The sequence below is a fragment of the Synechococcus sp. L2F genome (genome assembly GCF_024345695.1).
Lineage (GTDB): Bacteria > Cyanobacteriota > Cyanobacteriia > PCC-6307 > Cyanobiaceae > MW101C3.
The window spans coordinates 1-19,286 of the sequence record NZ_JAGQBP010000008.1; the positions used below are offsets into that span (position 1 = coordinate 1).

Below are 19,286 nucleotides of genomic sequence, written 5' to 3' on the forward strand. Positions count from 1 at the left end.
CAAGGCCTCCGCCCATGGCGCGAATCGTGCCAGCTGCTCGCTATTGCTCGCCGCAAGCACCGGAAAGTCTGTGCTCGCAAGGCTTTCGCCTGCTACTAGAGGGGTGGGACTGCGTTGCAGCCACTGCAGAGAGCAGCCCAGCTCTGTAAGCACAAGCCAGGCCGCGGCCAGATCCCAGATCTTGGGCGTGGCCTCCAGAGCTGAGACGGTCTGGCCCATTGCCACGCTGACGAGGTTCAAGCTGGCCACACCGAGCAGGCGGATCTTGCCGGGAAACCTGCGGTCGGGGAGCTTCTGCAGCACGCCGATCGACCGGCTGCACAGGGACGCACAACCGGTCTGCAGCTGCTGGGTGGACGGCGGCAAGAGACGTTTGCCGTTACGCCACGCTCCCTGGCCCCGCACCGCCACGATGCGTTGTCGCAGCGGAGGGACATCAAGGAGGGCCAACACGGGAACTCCCGCCTCGAAGCGGGCCATCGAAATGGCCCAGTAAGGGATGCCCGCGGCGAAGTTGGTGGTGCCATCAAGGGGATCCACCACCCAGAACGCCTCTGTGGCAGGGACAAGATGCCTCCCCTCCTCGCTCAGCACCCCTTCGCCGGGATAGAGCTCAGCCAGGCCCTGCACAAGGGTCTCGTCACTCCAGCGATCGCAGGCGGTGATCAAGCTGCCATCGGCCTTGGCTTCGAATGCCATATGGCCAAAATCGTTGCGTTGCCGCTCTGCCACCGCATCAAGCAGGGAGTTGAGCCGCAGCGCATCCGCCGGCAACGCGTGGGCAAAGGTCATCCGAGCTCCATGGCAAGCACCTGGGTGAGGCTGCGGCTGGTGTCCTCGCGGAACCGGTGCAGATTGACGCGGCTGAGCATCAGCAAGGCAGCCAGTGCGACCAGTGCCTCGATGCCCAGCACAAGAGCGAAGGGGGGGAAGGGTCCCTGCAAAGGGAAGAGTGCTCGACCAAGGTCGAGCAGGCCACCACCGAGCAACTTGGCGATGGCCCGGGACAATGCCTGGGCCAGGCCCCACACCCCGACAAAAGTGCCGGCCGCCTCGGGCAGGGTGAGATCAAGCATCAGGCAGAGCGCACTGTTGGTTCCGATGCCGGAAGCCAGGCCGAACAGGATCATCAGCCCTTGCAGAACTGCCACACGGGCGGTGAAGCCGGCCAGCAGCAGGAGCAATAAGGAGATCAGGATCAGCCGACAGCCAAGGCGGGCCGCCGCGAATTTGCCCAGACGCGGCACGATCCACAAACCGGCCAGGATCAGACCCACCAATGTGCCGGACCCCCAGAGCGCATTGAGCGACGCGGTGGCGGCGATGGGCATGCCGAACACATCAGCTCCATAGCTCTCCAGGATCGGGTCCTGGAGGAACAGGGCCAGGGTGAAAAGAATCAGGAAGGTGAAGAAGATCGCCACCTGCGCGCTTGATCGGATCAGACGCCAGGCCCGCGACAGGGTGATGGCGTCGTCGCGATCGGCGGCGCTGCTCAGTGATTCACCAGCCCGGGCGGGCTCGATCCCCCAGGTGGCCACGAGCGTGAGCAGGAACACCAGCCCGGCCGATCGCAGCATGAATGGCCCGAGAACCGTTTCGAGGGTGGCCCGATCTGTGATGCCATCGAGGCCGCGGAGGCTCAAAGAAATGGCAATGGCACCGATCACAATGCCGATGGTGAGCATGCACCAGATGATGCTCACGGCCCGGGGGCGTTCCTGCTCCTGGGTGCGGTCGATCACCAGGGCGAGATAAGGGGTGGTGGCCATCGACACCGCCAGCCCATAGAAGGCAAACAGCCCGCACAACAGCACCACCCCCAGCAGAACCGCCTGGCCGTCAGCGCTGTCCATGGCCTCCGCCAGGCGGAAGATCAAGGGAACCACCAACACCGCCAGAGCGCAGAAACAAGCGCTGCCCGCCCAGATGTAAGGCGTGCGATGCCGGCCAGCGATGGCGTGGCGATCGGAAATCTGGCCGAAAAGGATGCGCGACGGGGCAACGAACTGCTCGAAAGCCAGTGCTCCGCCCACCAACAAACCGGGGAAGCCCAGTTCGCTGAGCATGATCCGGTTCAGCAGTCCGGCAAACACAACCGCGAGAAAACCGAGCGATCCCTGGAACAGACCCAACCGAATGGTGGTGACGAACGAAAGGCCTGGCCGCGCCGTCGCTGCTTGGGTCATCCGGGTGGTCGGCGACGACACCGTGACCCTATCAACGGAACCAAGTCAGCCAAAAGGGAAGTGGCGATCAGGGGGAAAGCGGTGATGCGCCACCGGGTCCTCGGACTTCCGCCTGACAGGCAGGTTGGAGCGGCTGGGGATCGATTGGAATCTGGGTGGCGGGATCGACGGCCGGCTTGACCGCCTTTAATGCCGGAGGCTTGCAGAAGGCCACCTGATCAAGGCCCGTACGACGGCGCAGTTCCGCCAAGCGCTTGTTGTAGTCGGTGACGGCGGTGGCGTACCTCACCTCTGCCTGGGTGAGGTCGCGCTGGCTGTCGACCACTTCCCGCTGGGTGGTGACGCCGGCTTGAAACCGCAGCCTGGCCAACCGCAGCGCTTCACGGGAAGAGATCACCTCCCGGGACGTGGTGGTGATGTCGCGGTTGTTCTGCAGCAGCTGATAGAAACTGGTTTCCACCTCAAAACGGATGGCATCCCTCCGGCTGGCGAAATTGAAGCGGTTCTGCTCTGCAGCCTGCTTCTGCTGACGGAACTCGGCGGCAGCGCGTCCGCCATCGAAGAGCGTCCAGCGAAGATTCAGACCAATGGCGTTGTCAATGGAGTAGGAGAAATTGTCGAAGTTGATCGACTGACCCTCCGGAACGTTGGTCTGACCATTGCTGCGATCCCAGCCAAAGTTATTGACGATGCTTAAGAATGGCTGCGTTGCGCCGAGAGAAGCGTTGGCATTGCTGTTCGCAATCGAGATGTCGAGCAACACTTGATCGAGCTCCTCGCGGAACGCAAAAGCCGCCACGATGCTCTCCTGCAACGAGGGAATCCAGGTGGCAAGAACCCGCGCAGGCTCCTTGGCCGTCGGGGTGATGTCTTGAGGGAGGTCGAGCAGAGCGGCCAGGCTGCGGCGGGCAATCGACTGGGAAGACAACTGGTTGGTGAGTAGCTGCTGGTCGCGGGCAAGCTGGGTTTCAGCCTGAAGCACATCCAGCTTGGTAGAGACACCCGCTTGGAACCGTGCACGAGCATCCTTAAGGCTGACGAGGGAAGCCCGCACAGACTCCTGACCGATCCTCACACCCTCGTCGCTGAGCTGAAGGTCGAAATAAGCCTGGGCAGCCTGCAAACGAAGATCTCGTAGGGCAATCAGGTATTGGTTCTGCGCTTTCTCGAAGGAATCGCGTGCTGCGGAAATCTGGGGAACCCGCTGCGGATTGATCAGATCCCAATTGATGCCGATATTCATCGAGGCACCGATCCGGGCACCAATGGTGGCACCGGTAGGAGCAAACAGTCCGGTGGCGGAGTTCTGGAAGCTGTAGTTATTACGGAGTGACGGGAAGTTGTTCTGGGTGGTGAGGTTGATTGTGGGATACCAGGCCGATATCTGAGCCCTGAGATTGGACTGCGCCTGCTCAACCTGTGACGCCACTGCCTTGAGGTTGGGGTTGTTCACCTCTGCCAGGGTTTCCACCTCCTGCAGGCCCAATGGACGGAGCTGCTGGATTCTCACTTGGGAAGGAAGATCCGGGAGTGCAAGCGGCGGGGGGGCAACCAACGGTTGCAGCGCTTCGGGCAACTGGCGAGCAGCCGGTGCAAGCACCGAGGGATCGGACAGCGGGCGCTCCCCCTTCAGCTCGGTAGCCGTGGGCAGGGCGCCAGAGCCGGCAGTGGAAGGCTGGGCAGGAGACGGAGCAGTGCCCGCAGCCTTGGAGCTTGGCTCAGCGGTGGTGGTGGGTTTCTGAGCAGTGGTGTCTGGGCCAGAAGGAAGGACTGAGGTGCTCTGTGCGAGCGATGGACGGGCGCCCAGCGGAAGGAACACCATCCCTGCCAGAGCACACGAAGCAAGGAGGGAGGGGCGCACGCGTCGTGAGACCTGATAACCAGCTGAGTTTAAGGAGGATGGGCAAGAGCGCCGACGCAGGCAGACACGAAATCATCTGCCCCATCCACGACCCGGATCGGCACCCCCAGACGGTCTTTGATCGCAAAAAGGGGGAGGTCGTCGAGGAACACCGGCTCTCCCTGCCGCAGCATCACCCCGGGTAGCAGAAGCATGTCGCCGAGATCCGCCCCGGCCAGCCCCGCCAACACATCTGAACCCGTTAAGAGGCCGGTGACCACCAGATCCTGCCCCCAGTAGGGGCTGGGCAAGCCGAACAACTGCAACGTCAACCCCTGCACTGCGTTGAGCCGCTCCACCACAGGCGAGAGCGCACCGGCCACAAGTCCACCCACCACCCAACTGACACGCCGTGGAACGGCGAGGCGCTTCGGCAGGGAGGTGGTGGCCCGATCCAGCGCTTCGAGGAAGGCGCGAATGCTGCCGACGCCATTTTCCTGCTGCGGCAGATCCTCGTAGTTGAGGCGCTCCGGCAGCGGCTGACCGGCCATCAGGTACCACTCATCGGACAGCCAGGCGAAACGAGTGTCGAGCTGCTGCTGGAAACCCTGCTGCAGCCGCTCCACCAGGGCGATCACCCTCCCGGCACAGGCAGGATCAACAGGCCTGAGGCCATCACCACTGGGGCGGAAGCGGGTGAGGCCAACGGGCACGACTGCGGCAGAGAGCACGGCAGGCCAGGACCCCGACGCAAACCCCGCCAGATCCTTGAGGGTGCGCTCGAGGGCAGGGCCATCGTTCAGGCCAGGGCAGACGACCACCTGGGCATGGATCTGCAGGCGACGTTCGGCGAACCAGACGAGCTGTTCCAGCAGCAAGCCCGCACGTGGATTCACCAACAGGCGGCTGCGCAGAGCCGGATCGGTGGCGTGGACGGAGACGAACAACGGCGACAGCCGCTGCTGTTCGATCCGCTCCCAATCGGCGGCAGTGAGGTTGGTGAGGGTGAGGTAAGAGCCGTAGAGAAAGCTGAGGCGGTAATCGTCGTCCTTGAGGTAGAGGCTGCCGCGACGCCCCGGCGGCTGCTGGTCGATGAAGCAGAAGGGGCAGTGGTTGTTGCACTGCCGCAGGCCATCAAACAGCGCCTCGGTGAAGCCGAGCCCAAGCCCCTCATCAGCCTCCTTCTCCAGCTCCACCCGATGACGCTCGCCGCCAGGATCCTCCACTTCAAGCACCAGCTCCTCTTCGCCCACCAGTACCTGCAGATCGATCAGGTCGCGTGGACGCACTCCATTGATGCTCAGCAGCCGATCACCGGGTTGGAAGCCCAGGTCTTCGCCGATCGAACCGGGCTCCACAGTGGCCACAACGGCGGGCTGGGGCTGACGGCCCGGGGTGGCATCGGCCAACGCCAGGCCGGCGGATGGTTCGTTCCACATCGGGCGGTGGGCATCAGGCTCCAGTGTGGAACCCAGCAGGCGGGGCTGGTGGGCCAGGTCGCGAGGGCTCTGCTGGGCACGCGGGGTTGCTCTGTGCAGCAACGCTCCTGCCGGCTGCCGTCAATTGAGCAAGGCCGGGGCCGCCTGACGAGCCCAGACCAGCAGTGCGACGCCGAAAACGAGCCGGTAGGCCACGAACACCCAGGTGCTGTGGGCCTGAAGGAAACGGAGCAACCAGGCGATCGCCAGCCAGGACACCACCGCCGCAGAGAGGATTCCGACCAGCAAAGGCAGCGGGCCCAGCGAGGCGCTGGCGGCAAACGCCGACTTCAGCTCGACCAGCCCGGCCAGGGTGATCGCCGGTATGCCGAGTAAAAATGAGAAGCGCGCGGCGGCAGGGCGCTGCCAGCCATCGAACAGCGAGGCCGTGAGGGTGCTGCCGGATCGGGACACGCCGGGGATGATGGCGAGCATCTGGGCAAGCCCGACCACCAGGCCATCAACGGGACGCACCTGGGGCAGTTCCTTGCGGCGACGGCCGACCACTTCGGCACAGGCCAGCAACAGCGCCATCACGATCGAGACGATCGCAATCGAGGGGATGCTGCGCAGCACGGAGGTTTCGTAGCCGCTCCAGAAGCGCTTGATGGCGCTGCCGGCGGCCACGATCGGCAAGGTTCCAACGGCCATGGCCAGTCCAAGTCGGGCGGACGGATCACGCCATTGCCCATGGCGGAAGGCCCGGGACATCCCCACCGCCACATCCAGCAGATCGCGGCGAAAGTAGAGCACCACGGCGGTAATGCTGCCGAGCTGGATCACGGCCGTGACGGCGACGCCGGGATCACCCCAACCCAGCAGCACGGGCACGACCTTCAGGTGGGCGGTGCTGCTGATCGGCAGGAATTCGGTCAGTCCCTGGACCACACCCAGCACAAGGGCCTGCCAGCAGGCCTCCAGCAGTCCCGGTGCCTGGGACGGAAGGACAGGAGGCATGGGGACGGTCGTCAGGACATGACGTGACCTTATGGCGGGCGGCTCCCGCCAGCCACCCAGCAATCCCCTAAGGTTGGCAACCTTTCTTCATACGTACAGGTGCCCGGGGTTTCGCTCTACCTTGCCCGCGTCTCAACCCTGGAGCGATCCCCCGAGGTGGTTCTGGCTCTACCACGGTCATCGAGGGGCACCTGGCCAGCGAAGCACTCCCCTGCCACGCGCGAGCTGCGCTGGCTCCTGCCGGTCGCCGTGGGGATGCTCGTGGCCCTGCCGGTGTTTCTGCAGGCGCCATGGGTGCGGTTGCATCCCACCAGCGCCACCGCCTTCACAACCGTGCTGCTGAGCGCCGGGCTGTTGCTCGGCTGGCGCGGCCAGGGCCAGTGGCGCGAACTGGGCGGCGTGCTGGTGGGCTTCAGCGGCAGCTGGCTGGCTGGTTGTCTGTTCTGGGGGTGGTTCCGTCTGCACCCGGCCTGGCATCTGCCGGTCGAAGCCTTCGCTTTGCCAATCGCCTGGGCCGGACTCTCGACCCGCTGGCGCAGCGCCGGGGCTTTCTACCTCGCCTCCCTGCTGGGAACGGCCTGCACAGATGGCGCCATGCTGCTCACGGGCGTGATGCCCCTCTGGCCCCAGGTGCTTCAGGCACCAGCCGAGCAGGCGCCCGAGCTGCTGCGCAAAGCCGCGGAGCTCGTGTTGCAGCCGCTGGCGCTGATCGAAATCGCCACGATCGCCACCGGGCTGATCCTGCTTGGGCGGCGCTGGTGGCCGCAGGGAGCCAGTGGTCGGGTGGCGGCAGCCGCCTTGATCACGACCCTCGCGGTAGATGCGATTTTCCTGGGTGCAGCGCTGTTGAGCCCGCACCTGAGCGGACTGATCTGATCCCACCTGCTGAGCGGCTCCGTCTGGGCCTTTCAAGCAGGGCCAAGGCCAGGGAGGTCTGATCTGGAGTGAAGCCTCCCGCCCGTTCATGGGCCGATTGAAGAACTGCAAAAGCCAGGGGGCTGCGGTGCAGGGATCGCAGTGGGCCGCTGTAGCGTTGCCGCGGTGCCGACCGGCTGCCTCAACAGGAGATTTTCGATGAAACGGGTGGTTGCCTGGCTGATGAGTGGTGTGCTTCTTGCGGGCCTGCTGATGGCCATGGCTCTGCCCCCTGCGGCCTTCGCTGATGCCCCGCGCAACGTGGCGGACGACAAGATCGCCGCTGCCGTCGGGAAGGTGGACCTCAACAACTCTCCGGTCCGTAGCTTCCAGCAATTCCCTGGGATGTACCCCACGCTGGCCGGCAAGATCGTGCTGGGCGGCCCTTACGAATCCATTGACGACGTGCTCAGCCTTGACCTCACGGAGCGCCAGAAGGAGCTGTTTGAGAAGTACCGCGATAACTTCACAATCACTCCTCCTTCCATTGCCCTCAACGAAGGCTTTGACCGCATCAACAATGGTGTCTACCGCTGATCCAGCTCTCTTCTGATTCCCATCTGGCCGCCGGGGTTCATCCGGCGGCTTTTTTGTCGTTCCGTTGACTGCATCGACCCCCAGGCCGTCGTCTTCCCAGCCACCGCTGGCGACCACCTGGGATGTGGTGGTGGTCGGCGGGGGCGCTGCTGGCCTGATGGCCTGCCTGGAGCTGCCGAGTGAACTGAGGGTGCTGCTGCTCAGCAAAGAGCGGGGCCCGCGCTCGGCAAGCCGCTGGGCGCAGGGGGGTATCGCCGCCGTGACACGCCCCGAGGACAGCTTTGCCAGCCACCGGGAGGACACACTCAAGGCCGGTGCAGGGCTCTGTGATCCTGCGGCCGTGGAGTTGCTCGTTCATGAAGCCCCCCGCTGCGTGGAACGCTTGCTCCAGCTGGGGATGGATTTTGATCGGGATGGCGCCAGCCTCAGCACAACACTTGAAGCAGCCCACAGCCATCGCCGCGTGCTGCACGCCCAGGACCGTACCGGCGGCGCCCTGGTGGATGCGTTGGAGCGGGCGGTTGAGCGGCGTGCCCTGCTGGTGCGTTGCCAGGGGGTGATGGCGCTGCAGCTCTGGGTCGAAGCCGGCCGTTGCCAGGGGCTGCAGGTGCTGGAGGGTGACCAGGTGCGCTGGCTGCGTGCAGGGGCCGTGGTGTTGGCCAGTGGCGGCGGCGGACATCTGTTCGAGAAAACCACCAATCCCAGCCAGGCCACCGGCGACGGCGTGGGCATGGCCTGGAGGGCGGGAGCCCAGGTGCGTGACCTCGAGTTCGTTCAGTTCCACCCCACGGCGCTGATGCTCCCCGGCGCTCCTCACTTCCTGATCTCTGAGGCCGTGCGGGGTGAAGGCGCCAAGCTGCTCGACAGGCAGGGCCGCAGCCCGGTGCGCGCCCTGGCGGGCGGGGATCTGGCGCCTCGCGACCAGGTCAGCCGGGCGCTGGTGCGCACGATGCACGAGCAAGGTGTGGACCACCTCTGGCTCGATCTGCGCCCCATCGGCGGCGCACGGATGGAGAAGCAGTTCCCCACGATCCTGGCCCGTTGCCGCCAACTGGGCCTTGAACCGGCCGATGCACCGATCCCGATCGCTCCCGCGGCCCACTACTGGATGGGAGGCGTCAGCACTGACCTCAACGCCGCCACAAGCCTTCCTGGCCTGTATGCCGTGGGGGAAGTGGCCTGTACGGGAGTGCATGGGGCCAACCGACTCGCGAGCAACTCGCTGATGGAATGTCTGGTGTTCGCCCGCCAGTTGAGCCGGATCCAGCTGAACAACACCTTCACGGCACCGCGCCCTGCTACTGCACGAAGTGGAGCTCCGGGGGCGATGTTGTTCTCCAGCCCTGTGGGAAGCTTCGGGGGCAACGGGGCCGGGCCCACCGGCATGAGTCCCGGGCTCAGCCGCGGTGTGACCGCTGAAACGATTGCCGCTCAGGTGGCGTCGCTGCGACGCCGCTGTTGGCGGGTGGCCGGCGTTGAGCGACGCGGCACGGCCCTGCGTCAGGGCCTGGCGGCGATCCAGGAGCAACGCAGCGCGATGGAGAGGCTGGCTCTGCTGGCCGAGGTGGCGCAGCTGGCGCCTTCAGATCAGCTGGAACTTCCCGCTGATCAGCTGGGGCTGATCCGACCGCTGCAGGATCTGCTGCGGCAGCTGGAACTGGGAGAGCTGTTGATGGAGGCCGCCCTCTTTCGCACCGAAAGCAGGGGGGGGCATTTCCGCACCGATTGCCCCGGCTCCCAACCCTTCTGGCAACGCCACACCGTGCAGCAGCAGGGGCAGACAATCAGCACGGCGCCACTGGAGAAGGCCCTGGCCCTTGGCTCCTAGCTGTTCAGCCCCCTGGCCTCAGCACCTCGAGCTTCAGGGACAGCAAGGGGAGCTTTGCTTTGGGGACAGCTCAGCAGTTGGTGGGCGGAGCCACCGCTCAGAAGTCAGGATCAAAAGTCAGTCGGTCCGGTGTAGCCAGAGGCATTGGCAAGGCCGGCGAGCGGCTTCACGCCGGATGTGATCTGGCCGCGGATCTCCCAGGAGGGGAAGCCCTGCACGTTCTTCTCCTTGCAGAGGGCGGTCTGGCTGTTGGCGCCATCGGGGGCGCACTCAATGATGGTGAGCGAGTTGGTCGCCTCCTTGCCGAACAGCTCCTTCTGCTCGTGGCAGTGGGGGCACCAATAGGCCGAATACATCACCGCTCCCTCCGCCTTCAGGTGCTTGGCGAGAGCGATTGTGGCCGCCGTGCTGGGCCTGACCACTTCGGGGGGCATGCCCTGGGTGCTGAGGGCAGCCGGACGGTCGACGGAGGCGGCCCAGCCGAGGCCCGCCAGACCCACCACCAGCAGCACCAGCACACCGCGGAACACCAGCTGGCCAGGATCCTCCCAATCACCACCGATCAGGCTGAGCACCAAGGCTGAAACACTCAGCAGCGCGGAGAGCACGCAGAAGAAACAGAAGGCCTGGATCTTGAAGATCAGCAGGCCCATCAGCACGAGGCTGAACACCGACATGGCGCCGCTCAGCAGGAACAGGCCCCACCAGCTGCGGCTCTGCAGGTCGCTGCCACGCTCGCCGCGCACCACCAGCGGCACCACCGCCAGCAGCAGCAAGGCCGCGTAGGCCAGAAAACCGAACAGGGAGAGGGGTTGGCCGAACAGGCTGCCCCAGACGCTGCTGAGCACCTTGTCGCAGCCATCCCCACCCCCAGGACAGCTGAGGGGGCCGATCAGGCCCCAGCGCTTGAGGGTGATGGCACCGGTATCAATCACACCGACCGTGGCCAGCACGGCAATGGCCACCCGCGCCCAGCGGCTGCCGGCTTCACCGCGGCGACGGCTACTGAGTCGGCTGGTAAGACGGGAGGGGGTCAAAGGACTGACGCTCGCTGCAGCGATTGTGGCAGCTTCCGTTTCGGGGCGCCCACCCGCGGGCCGGAGGTCACCACCCGCCCATCTGGGCGCGGGGCGTGTGCCGGCGAACGGCTCGTCTCCCATAGGGTGTTCCATTGGCCCTTCGACGGCCCCGGTCTTCCCTCCCCCATGCGCCAAGCCGCCGTCAGGGCCGGCATCGATTCCTCGCTGGTCGGTTCCGCCCCTTCCCTCGCTCCGGATTCGCCGGCCGGCGCTCCTGTGGAGGCCAGCCGTCCGCCCACCGTGGCCTTCGCGCACCTCGGCTGCGAAAAGAACCGGGTGGACACCGAGCACATGCTCGGCCTGCTGGCAGAAGCCGGCTATGGCGTCAGCGCCGATGAGAGCGAGGCCTCGGTGGTGGTGGTGAACACCTGCAGCTTCATCCAGGACGCCCGGGAGGAATCAGTACGCACCCTGGTGGAGCTGGCCGAGCAGGGCAAGGAGCTGATCATCGCGGGCTGTCTGGCCCAGCACTTCCAGGAGGAACTGCTGGATGCCCTGCCGGAAGCCAGGGCGATCGTGGGCACCGGCGACTATCAGCACATCGTGGAGGTGCTGCGGCGGGTGGAGGCAGGCGAACGGGTGAACCGGGTGAGCGCCACCCCCACCTTTGTGGCCGATGAGCACCTGCCCCGGTATCGCACCACCTCGGAGGCGGTGGCTTACCTGAAGGTGGCCGAAGGCTGCGACTACCGCTGCGCCTTCTGCATCATTCCCAAGCTGCGCGGCGATCAGCGCTCCCGCACGATCGAGTCGATCGTGGCGGAAGCGCAGCAACTGGCGGCTCAGGGGGTGAAGGAGCTGATCCTGATCAGCCAGATCACCACCAATTACGGCCTCGACCTCTACGGGCGTCCGCAGCTGGCGGAGCTGCTGCGCGCCCTGGGCGAGGTGGAGATTCCCTGGATCCGCGTGCACTACGCCTACCCCACGGGCCTGACACCCCCGGTGCTCGCCGCCTACCGGGAAGTGGCCAACGTGCTGCCCTACCTGGATCTACCCCTGCAGCACAGCCATCCGGACGTGCTCCGAGCCATGAACCGCCCCTGGCAGGCGAACGTGAACGGCGACCTGCTGGATCGCATCCGCGAGCTGCTGCCCGAGGCGGTGCTGCGCACCACCTTCATCGTGGGCTTCCCAGGCGAAACCGAGGAGCACTTCGAGCACCTGCTCCACTTCGTGACCCTGCAGCGCTTCGATCACGTGGGGGTGTTCACCTTTTCGCCCGAGGAGGGAACGGCGGCCGCCGATCTGCCCGATGCCGTGCCCGCCGCCGTGGCCCAGGAGCGCCGCAACCGGCTGATGGAAGCGCAGCAGCCGATCGCCGCCGAACGCAACGGCGCCTGGGTGGGGAGGATCGTCGATGTGCTGATTGAGCAGGAGAACCCTGCCACCGGCGAACTGATCGGCCGCTGCGCCCGCTTCGCGCCCGACGTGGATGGCGATGTGCGGGTGAAGCCGGGCGAGGGCGGCCTGACCGCCTCCCCGGGCCAGATGGTGCCGGTGCGGATCACCGCGGCCCATCCCTACGACCTGGAAGGGGAAGTGGTGGGCTCGGCGGCGATGGTGCTTCAGGCCCGAGCCTCGCGCGGAAGCAGCGATTGAAGGGCTGGATCCGGCGGCATCAACGCACCACCTTTCTGATCGCTTCAGGGGTGAGCACGGCCGGATCCTTCGCCGGCCTCACGGCCAAGGCCTGGATCCTGATGGACGGCACGCGCAACCCTCTGCTGCTGGCCATCAATTTCGCGGCGCTGGCCCTGCCCAGCCTGCTGGTGAGCGGCCCGGCCGGGGTGCTCACCGACCGCCTCGGCAGTGAGCAGATCCTGGTGCTGTCCCAGTGGGGGCTGGTGGGCGGCGCTGCCCTCGGGGCGATCACCATTCCCCTGCTCACCGGCACGGCCCAGGTGGCGCTGTTGATGCTGAGCACGCTCGTGGTGGGGCTCGCCAGCGCCTTTGAGCTCACGGCGCGCCAGAAGTACTGCGCCCTGCTGGTGGAGGAGCCACAGCAGCTGGCCCCTTATCTGACCAGTTTCGCGGTGGTGTTCAACGTGGGGAAGCTGGTGGGTCCTCCGGTGGGAGGGATGTTGCTCGCCCTGAGCGGCCCGGCGGTCACGCTCACGATTGATGCCGCGTCCTATCTGTTGCCGATCGCCACGGTGGTGTGGCTACTGGCGCCGCACCGGGACGCGGAGCAGCGCAGTGGCGGTGGTTCGGCCTCCAGCCTGGGAACCGCCTGGCGGGAGTGCGGGTCGCCGCTGCGCCACGTGCTCGTGTTCACCGGCCTGGCCTGCCTGGCGGTGTTCTTCCATCCGGGGCTGGCCCCGTTGATCGCCGCGGAGGTGCTCGGGCCCAGCCCGCAGGACCTCGGCCTGTTCACCAGCGTGCTGGCGGCCGGCAGCATCAGTGGAGGATTGCTGCTGCAGCGCCACAGCGCCTGGCTCAGCCGCCGCCCTTCCCTGCTGCTGGGTGGCGCCACACTGCTCACGGCCCTGGGCCAATTGCTGATGGCCGCGCCGCTGGGCAGCGGCTTCCACCTGCTCACCACCTTCCTGATCGGTGCCGGTACCGCCTGCCTGCTGGCAGGGAGCAGCCTGATCACGCAGGTGGCTGCCCCGGTGGTGCTGCGCGGCCGCATGGCCGGGCTGGCTCAGATCGCCTTTCTTGGGGGTGGGGGCCTGAGCGGTCTGCTGGCCGCGGCCCTCAGCCTGCGGGTGGGACTGCCCGCCACATTCGCCCTGATGGGGTCGGTGGGACTCACACTTGCCGTGCTGGAACTGGCCCGAGGTCGGGGACGGCTGCTGCTCCAGGAGGCCTGAGGGGCCTCAGAGCCGCTGACTGCCTTGAGCTGCTGAAGGCTGTGGTGTCGCCTCAGATCAGCTTGATGCCGCGCAGCACGGTGGTAAGCGCAAAGGCGGTGACCAGACCACCAGCCACGAGACCCAGATACAGCGCAATGCCCATGGCGATGGATGCGAAATCGTCCACCCATTAGAGCAGAAGCAAGCCTTCTTCCTTGAGGAGCCCCTAGGGTGGCTGCTACTCACGGCAGTTCCCTGCCGCCTCCAGCGGCGTGGGTTTCGTGTCTCCCCCTCACCCGGAACGGCATGCGCGCCCTGCTCATCTACCCGGAATTTCCCAAGACCTTCTGGAGCTACGAGAAGATCCTCGAGCTCGTCAATCGGAAGGTTCTGCTTCCCCCACTCGGCATGGTGACTGTCGCGGCCCTGTTGCCGCAGCACTGGGAGTTCAAGCTGGCCGACCGCAACGTGCGCGAGGTGACCGAGGCGGAGTGGGCCTGGGCCGAGCTGGTGATCATCTCGGGGATGATCGTGCAGAAGGCCGACATGGCCACCCAGATTGCCAAAGCCAAGCAGCGGGGCCTGCCGGTGGCCGTGGGCGGCCCCTTCGCCAGCTCCACACCCGATGCACCTGAGCTCGATCTCGCCGACTTCAAGGTGCTTGACGAGGGGGAGATCACCCTGCCGATGTTCATCGAGGCGATCGAAAGCGGCGCCTCCAGTGGCCGGTTCAGCTCCAACGGCGAGAAGCCGGATGTGACCGGCACGCCGATCCCGCGCTTTGACCTGCTTGAGCTGGATGCTTACGACTCCATGTCGGTGCAGTTCTCGCGGGGCTGCCCATTCCAATGCGAGTTCTGCGACATCATCGTGCTGTATGGGCGCAAGCCACGCACCAAGACCCCGGAACAACTGATCGCCGAACTTCAGTTCCTCTACGACCTGGGCTGGCGGCGTTCGATCTTCCTGGTGGATGACAACTTCATCGGCAACAAACGCAACGCCAAATTGTTGCTGCCTGCACTCAAGCAGTGGCAGATCGAACACGACTATCCCTTCAGCTTTGCCACTGAAGCCTCTGTCGATCTCGCCTCCGACGAGGAGATGATGCAGATGATGGCGGAGAGCCGCTTCGACAGCGTGTTCCTGGGCATCGAAACACCGGACGAAGCCAGCCTTGAAACGGCGCGAAAACTCCAGAACACCCGGAGTTCCCTGGAGGAGTCCGTCGACAGGATCACCTCGTATGGCATCCGGGTGATGGCTGGCTTCATCATCGGTTTCGATGGTGAAAAGACCGGTGCCGGCCAGCGCATCGTGGAGTTCGTGACTCGCACCGGTATCCCCGCCGCGATGATGGGCATGCTCCAGGCCCTGCCGAACACCGGGCTGTGGCACCGGCTGGAGAAGGAAGGCCGTCTGATTCAGGACAAAGCCGCCGCCAAGGGCGTGAACCAGACAAACCTGCTCAACTTCCTGCCCACCCGGCCGATCCGTGACATCGCCAATGAATACGTCGATGCGTTCTGCGCGCTCTACGAGCCCAATGCCTACATGGACCGGGTGCACAGCTACTACCTCAAGGTAGGGGCGCCGCGCTGGCATCAGTTCCTGCGACCGTCGACAGGGTTGCCCAAACTTCCCGCCATGAGTGACGTGCGCGCCCTGAGCATCGTGGTGTGGAGGCAAGGCATCAGGCGCAACACCCGCACCCGCTTCTGGCGCTACATGCTCGACATCGCCCGTCGCAATCCGAGCCAGCTTGAGCAGTTCCTGGTGGTGCTGGCCCACAACGAGCACTTCCTGGAATATCGCAGCGTGGTGACGATGGAGATCCAGGAGCAGCTCAAGACACTGCCGCCCGAACTCCCTCCCGCCACCAGCGTGGAGAAGGAGCTGCAGCCCGCCTGAACTCCGGCAGGCTTCCCCCCAGGGCTTCAATCCTGAACATACGGAAGCCCGCTGTGGAGGCAGGCTTCCGCCTTCTGCAGTTCGCGCCCGATATAGAGGGCGTGGTCGAGGCGACTGAGCGGCAACGGTTCCGTGCTTTCAGTGAGCCGGATGCCGAGTTCCTTGGCGCTCCGGCCCCGGTAGGTGGCCACTGGCGTGCGTGACCCGTTGCCGCGGCAGCTCAGCACCTCACCGGTGTCGGGGTCGGTGGCGAGGCCGCGATCATCGATGCCGTTGCTGTAGTGCTCGGCCACCAACTCACCGGCCACGGCATCCACCTTGATCAGGAAGTAGCCGGCGGGATCGAGGGCGATGGAGCGCTGCGACAGCCGTTCATCGAGGCTGTCACGCTCGCTGAGGAGAGTGTTCATCGGCTGATCGTAGGAATCAGGCCGCTGCCAGGGGCAACTCCCGCCGACAGAACGGCAGCTCCGCGTTGACGGCTTCGATCTCCTCCAGCAGCTGGGCGTTGGCCTGCGGCAGCCACTGGCGCACGAGGCGGTCGAAGCGGGGGTCGCTCCAGCGGTGCAGGCTGGCCCGCGGCTGAGCCACGAAGCCGCGGCGGCGCTTGTGGCTGCCGCCCGCACCGGGATCGAACCAGCGCAGACCCTGACCGATCGCCCACTCGATCGGGGCGTAGTAGCAGACATCGAAGTGCAGGTTCTCGATCTCCTCGTTGCTGCCCCAGTAGCGGCCCCACAGCCCTTCCTGACTGCGCACGCACAGGGACATCGCCACCGGCACCAGCGGATCGCCGCGGTGGGCGCTGAACAGGACAAGGTCGTGGCGGAGGTGTTCGGCCGCGTAGCGGAAGAACTCCTCGGTGAGGTATTTGCTGCCCCAGGCCCCCCAGCGGGCGCAGTGCTGCTCATAGAAGCCATGCATGCGCGCCAGCATCACTGCCGGGATCTCCTCCCCCACCAGTGGGCTCACCGTGAGGCCGGCGTCTGCAACGGCGCGGCGCTCACGGCGGATGTTGCGCCGCTGGTTGGCATTGAAGCCGAGCAGATAGTCGTCGAAGCTGGCGAAACCGGGGTTGCTCCAGAGGCTCTGCTGGTTGAGCCAGGTAGCCCAGCCAGCGGCCTCCGCCAGCGGTTGCCAGCTCGGATCGACGTACAGCAGGTTGCAGCTCAACAGCCGCTGCTCCCGGCAGAAGTGATCGATCTCCTCGAGCATCAGGCGGGTGAGCGCGGCCTCGTCTTCGCCGGGGGCCATGTGAAAGCGGTACCCCTGCACCGGGCTCACCGGGCTCATCCCCACCAGCTTGGGGTAGTAGCGCAGGCCCATCTGTCCTGCGAGCTGCGCGAAGGATTGATCGAAAACGAACTCCCCGTAGCTGTGGCCCTTCAGGTAGAGCGGCGCCAGGGCCACCAGCGCGTCGCCGCGCCACACCCCCAGGTGGCAGGGTTGCCATCCTTGACGGGGAACGATGCTGCCGGAGGCCTCCAGACCATGCAGCCAGCGCCAGCTGAAGAACGGGATCCCGGCAGCGCCGCAGAGTTCCTGCCACTGGATTTCGCTGAGCCCGGCCGTGGAGGGGTGCCAGCGGGTCTCAAGTTCAGCCATGCCGCCGGACCACGCTCGTGCATCGCGCCGGACGCAAAACTAACCACAGGAGCCGGATGACGGTGCGCCACCGAACCCTCAAGGGTCATCCCCTGGCCAGGCTGTTGGGGCTGGGCCTGCTCGTTGCCACCGCTGGCAGCGGCCAGCCGGCGCAGGCGAGCCTGCTGCAACCCCTGCTGCTGCTGATGCGTCCCCAGCTGGAGAACCGACTGGCCGATTTGTGTGTGCGCCTGGGCGCAGGGGGCGAGACCAGGCTGGAGCAGAGCCTGCGCCAACCCTGCCGCCAGCTGGCGGGGCCCGTGAGCACCTGCCTGATCCGGGAATCGGAAGCCACCGGTCGCACCCTCGGCGTGATCACCGAAATGGTGGGCGGCCGCTTCGGCGACGACAGCGAGGTGGTGGCGAAGCGCTGCGCCGCCAAGCTGCTGGGCCTGCCGCCCGAGAGCCTGAAGGATGTGTCGCTGGAAGATCTCGGGCGCCGCTTCAGCTCTCAGGGTTCCCCCTGACGGGGGGCCAGGGGATCTGTGCGCCGGTAGCGCAGCAGCAGTTCCCCGCCACCGAGGTCGCGGTGCTCCAGCAGCTCCCAGGCCGAAGCCGCGGCGAGCGCCGACGCCGGCAGCCAGCTGTGGGTCCCGCCCAGCAGGAGCGGGCACAGGGTGAGGTGCAGCTCGTCCACCAGCTGGGCAGCCAGCAAGGCTCCCGCCAGTTCGGCACCCCCGAGCAGCACCAGACGCTCCAGCCCCAGGGCGCGCAGCTCCGCCAGACAGGCGGGCCAGTGATCCAGCTGCAGCCGGCGCTCAAAGCCGGCAGGTAACAGCGGCAGCGGCTGAGCTGGGCCGGCGGCCTGCAGCAGCCAACGGCTCAGCGGCTGGCTGAAAAACGGCAACGCGGGCTCGAGCTGGCCGCTGCGGCTCGCCACCACGGCCAGCGGCTGCGGTGAACGGCCCTGGGCGGCGCGCCGGGCCAGCAAGCCAGGCTCGCGGATCAGACAGGTGCTGCCGTGCACACGCAAGGTGCGGGCTCCGATCAGGCAGCCATCAGCCCAGGCGAGGGACTCTTCCAGCACGGCGCGATCGCCGGAACCGCCGAGCTGGGCAGCACCGCCGCCGGCGGGAGCCAGGCGGCCATCAAGGCTGATCGCCAGCACCAACCGCAGCTGGGGCAGCGGGAGGGTGGCGGCGGAGTGGCTCAGGCGCAGGCGAGGGCTTCGAGCGCCAGCGGGCGCATCTCCAGCTGCGGCACCTCGGCATAGACCTCGGCAGCGTTGTTGGGGCTCTCCTGCAGCCGCACCTTGTGGAGCGTGGCACCGGTGGCGGAAACGGGAGCGCTCAGCAGATCGGCGATGTGCAGCGCGATGTTCTCGGCGGTGGGCACGCAGTCGGCGAAATGGGGCACATCCTTGTTGAGGAAGGTGTGGTCGAAGGGCTCCACCACCAGGTCATTCACCAACCGCTGCAGCTCGGCCAGATCGCAGACCATGCCGGTGCGGGGATCGATCGCGCCGCGCACGGTGATGTCGAGCAGGTAGTTGTGGCCATGGCCGTGCGGGCGGGCGCACTTGCCGTAGATGGCTTCGTTTTCAGCCATCGAGAGCTCTGGCCGGGCCAGACGGTGGGCTGCGGCGAAGTGGGTGCGGATCGAGAGGAAGGCTTCCATGGAATCGCCGAGGACATCGGCCCAGAGGTTGGATTGCTCGTAGAGGCGCAGACCCACCACGGGGAGGTGGGGAGCCAGCCGCTGCCAGATCACCTGGCAGAGGGCTTCGGTGGTGGGCAGGCGGCCCTCGGGCCGGCGCAGATCGAACTCCGGCCAGCACGCGTTGAGGAACCGGAAATCGAGCGCATCGGTGACTTCACGCCGGATGGCGTGCTTGACCTCGGAGAGGTTGAGCACCATGCCGTCACCATCGAGCGGGCCAGCCATCGCCACGATCAATTCGTAGTTGTGGCCATGGCCGGGAGCCAGGCTGCAGCGGCCGAAGCGCTCCTGGTTCTGCTCGGGCGTGAGTTCAGGCAGCGAATACAGATGGCTGGCACTGAAGGTGGCCCTGCGGGTGATCACGCAGCCGCGGCCGCGGCCATGGCGCTGGGATCTGGTGGCAGGTGCCGTCATCACCGGAAAGCCTCAGGAGTCATCCTAGGGATCTCCT

18 protein-coding genes are annotated in these 19,286 nt (G+C 66.2%); 7 read left to right on the top strand and 11 right to left on the bottom strand.

Translation table 11 applies throughout. The annotated features are described in order from the left end of the window. The 5 genes from KBZ19_RS14540 to KBZ19_RS14560 form a co-directional block, all read right to left on the bottom strand. A partial coding sequence (locus KBZ19_RS14540) for an inositol monophosphatase family protein (RefSeq protein ID WP_255101433.1) occupies positions 1-792 on the bottom strand: 792 nt, incomplete at its 3' end. Next, on the bottom strand, positions 789-2,189 hold the full coding sequence (locus tag KBZ19_RS14545; protein ID WP_255101434.1) for a BCD family MFS transporter: 1,401 nt from the start codon (positions 2,187-2,189) through the stop codon (positions 789-791). The genes KBZ19_RS14540 and KBZ19_RS14545, both read right to left, overlap by 4 nt. A gap of 67 nt (positions 2,190-2,256) precedes the next feature. Beyond that, positions 2,257-4,011 carry a TolC family protein gene (locus KBZ19_RS14550; protein WP_255101436.1) on the bottom strand — a complete coding sequence of 585 codons (1,755 nt, stop codon included), beginning with the start codon at positions 4,009-4,011 and terminating at the stop codon, positions 2,257-2,259. A 68-nt stretch (positions 4,012-4,079) separates the two neighbouring features. Next, positions 4,080-5,468, bottom strand: coding sequence for a TIGR03279 family radical SAM protein (locus KBZ19_RS14555; protein ID WP_094514857.1), 1,389 nt, complete (start codon positions 5,466-5,468; stop codon positions 4,080-4,082). Between the two features lie 120 nt (positions 5,469-5,588). Further along, on the bottom strand, positions 5,589-6,464 hold the full coding sequence (locus KBZ19_RS14560; protein WP_255101437.1) for an undecaprenyl-diphosphate phosphatase: 876 nt from the start codon (positions 6,462-6,464) through the stop codon (positions 5,589-5,591). A gap of 255 nt (positions 6,465-6,719) precedes the next feature. Between KBZ19_RS14560 and KBZ19_RS14565 the strand changes: the two genes are divergently transcribed. The 3 genes from KBZ19_RS14565 (at position 6,720) to nadB (ending at position 9,744) form a co-directional block, all read left to right on the top strand. After that, the gene (locus KBZ19_RS14565; RefSeq protein WP_255101438.1) at positions 6,720-7,340 is read left to right on the top strand and encodes a DUF3120 domain-containing protein; all 621 of its coding nucleotides are present in this window, start codon (positions 6,720-6,722) and stop codon (positions 7,338-7,340) included. Between the two features lie 198 nt (positions 7,341-7,538). After that, positions 7,539-7,916, top strand: a complete 378-nt coding sequence (gene psbU, locus KBZ19_RS14570; RefSeq protein ID WP_094514757.1) for a photosystem II complex extrinsic protein PsbU — start codon at positions 7,539-7,541, stop codon at positions 7,914-7,916. A 157-nt stretch (positions 7,917-8,073) separates the two neighbouring features. Continuing rightward, the gene (nadB, locus tag KBZ19_RS14575; protein WP_255101477.1) at positions 8,074-9,744 is read left to right on the top strand and encodes an L-aspartate oxidase; all 1,671 of its coding nucleotides are present in this window, start codon (positions 8,074-8,076) and stop codon (positions 9,742-9,744) included. A 110-nt stretch (positions 9,745-9,854) separates the two neighbouring features. Here the strand turns inward: nadB and KBZ19_RS14580 are convergent, their stop codons facing one another. Next, a complete protein-coding gene (locus KBZ19_RS14580) occupies positions 9,855-10,781 on the bottom strand; it encodes a vitamin K epoxide reductase family protein (RefSeq protein WP_255101439.1) in 927 nt (308 codons plus the stop codon). Positions 10,782-10,949: 168 nt separating this feature from the next. On the opposite strand from KBZ19_RS14580, the gene rimO reads away from it, so the two are divergent. Next, on the top strand, positions 10,950-12,425 hold the full coding sequence (gene rimO / locus KBZ19_RS14585; RefSeq protein WP_255101440.1) for a 30S ribosomal protein S12 methylthiotransferase RimO: 1,476 nt from the start codon (positions 10,950-10,952) through the stop codon (positions 12,423-12,425). After that, positions 12,422-13,639: an MFS transporter gene (locus KBZ19_RS14590; RefSeq protein ID WP_255101442.1), complete on the top strand. Its 1,218-nt coding sequence runs from the start codon at positions 12,422-12,424 to the stop codon at positions 13,637-13,639. The genes rimO and KBZ19_RS14590 overlap by 4 nt, the downstream gene beginning before the upstream one ends. A 52-nt stretch (positions 13,640-13,691) precedes the next feature. Here KBZ19_RS14590 and KBZ19_RS14595 read toward each other — a convergent pair whose 3' ends face one another. Further along, complete coding sequence (locus KBZ19_RS14595; RefSeq protein WP_233133140.1) at positions 13,692-13,808, bottom strand: cytochrome B6; 117 nt, start codon at positions 13,806-13,808, stop codon at positions 13,692-13,694. 119 nt (positions 13,809-13,927) lie between these two features. Between KBZ19_RS14595 and KBZ19_RS14600 the strand changes: the two genes are divergently transcribed. After that, positions 13,928-15,532 carry a B12-binding domain-containing radical SAM protein gene (locus KBZ19_RS14600; protein ID WP_255101443.1) on the top strand — a complete coding sequence of 535 codons (1,605 nt, stop codon included), beginning with the start codon at positions 13,928-13,930 and terminating at the stop codon, positions 15,530-15,532. Positions 15,533-15,558: 26 nt separating this feature from the next. Here KBZ19_RS14600 and KBZ19_RS14605 read toward each other — a convergent pair whose 3' ends face one another. Together KBZ19_RS14605 and KBZ19_RS14610 are read right to left on the bottom strand one after the other, a co-directional pair. Beyond that, a complete protein-coding gene (locus KBZ19_RS14605; protein WP_094514774.1) occupies positions 15,559-15,942 on the bottom strand; it encodes a DUF4346 domain-containing protein in 384 nt (127 codons plus the stop codon). A gap of 16 nt (positions 15,943-15,958) precedes the next feature. Continuing rightward, a complete protein-coding gene (locus KBZ19_RS14610) occupies positions 15,959-17,137 on the bottom strand; it encodes a GNAT family N-acetyltransferase (RefSeq protein WP_094514779.1) in 1,179 nt (392 codons plus the stop codon). Positions 17,138-17,193: 56 nt separating this feature from the next. On the opposite strand from KBZ19_RS14610, the gene KBZ19_RS14615 reads away from it, so the two are divergent. Further along, complete coding sequence (locus KBZ19_RS14615) at positions 17,194-17,643, top strand: hypothetical protein (RefSeq protein WP_255101446.1); 450 nt, start codon at positions 17,194-17,196, stop codon at positions 17,641-17,643. On the opposite strand, the gene KBZ19_RS14620 is transcribed toward KBZ19_RS14615, so the two are convergent. Next, on the bottom strand, positions 17,628-18,287 hold the full coding sequence (locus KBZ19_RS14620; protein WP_255101448.1) for a dihydrofolate reductase family protein: 660 nt from the start codon (positions 18,285-18,287) through the stop codon (positions 17,628-17,630). The two genes, KBZ19_RS14615 and KBZ19_RS14620, sit on opposite strands and share 16 nt — an antisense overlap. A 38-nt stretch (positions 18,288-18,325) precedes the next feature. Further along, the gene (locus KBZ19_RS14625; protein ID WP_255101450.1) at positions 18,326-19,249 is read right to left on the bottom strand and encodes a 6-carboxytetrahydropterin synthase; all 924 of its coding nucleotides are present in this window, start codon (positions 19,247-19,249) and stop codon (positions 18,326-18,328) included. Positions 19,250-19,286: the final 37 nt, after the last annotated feature.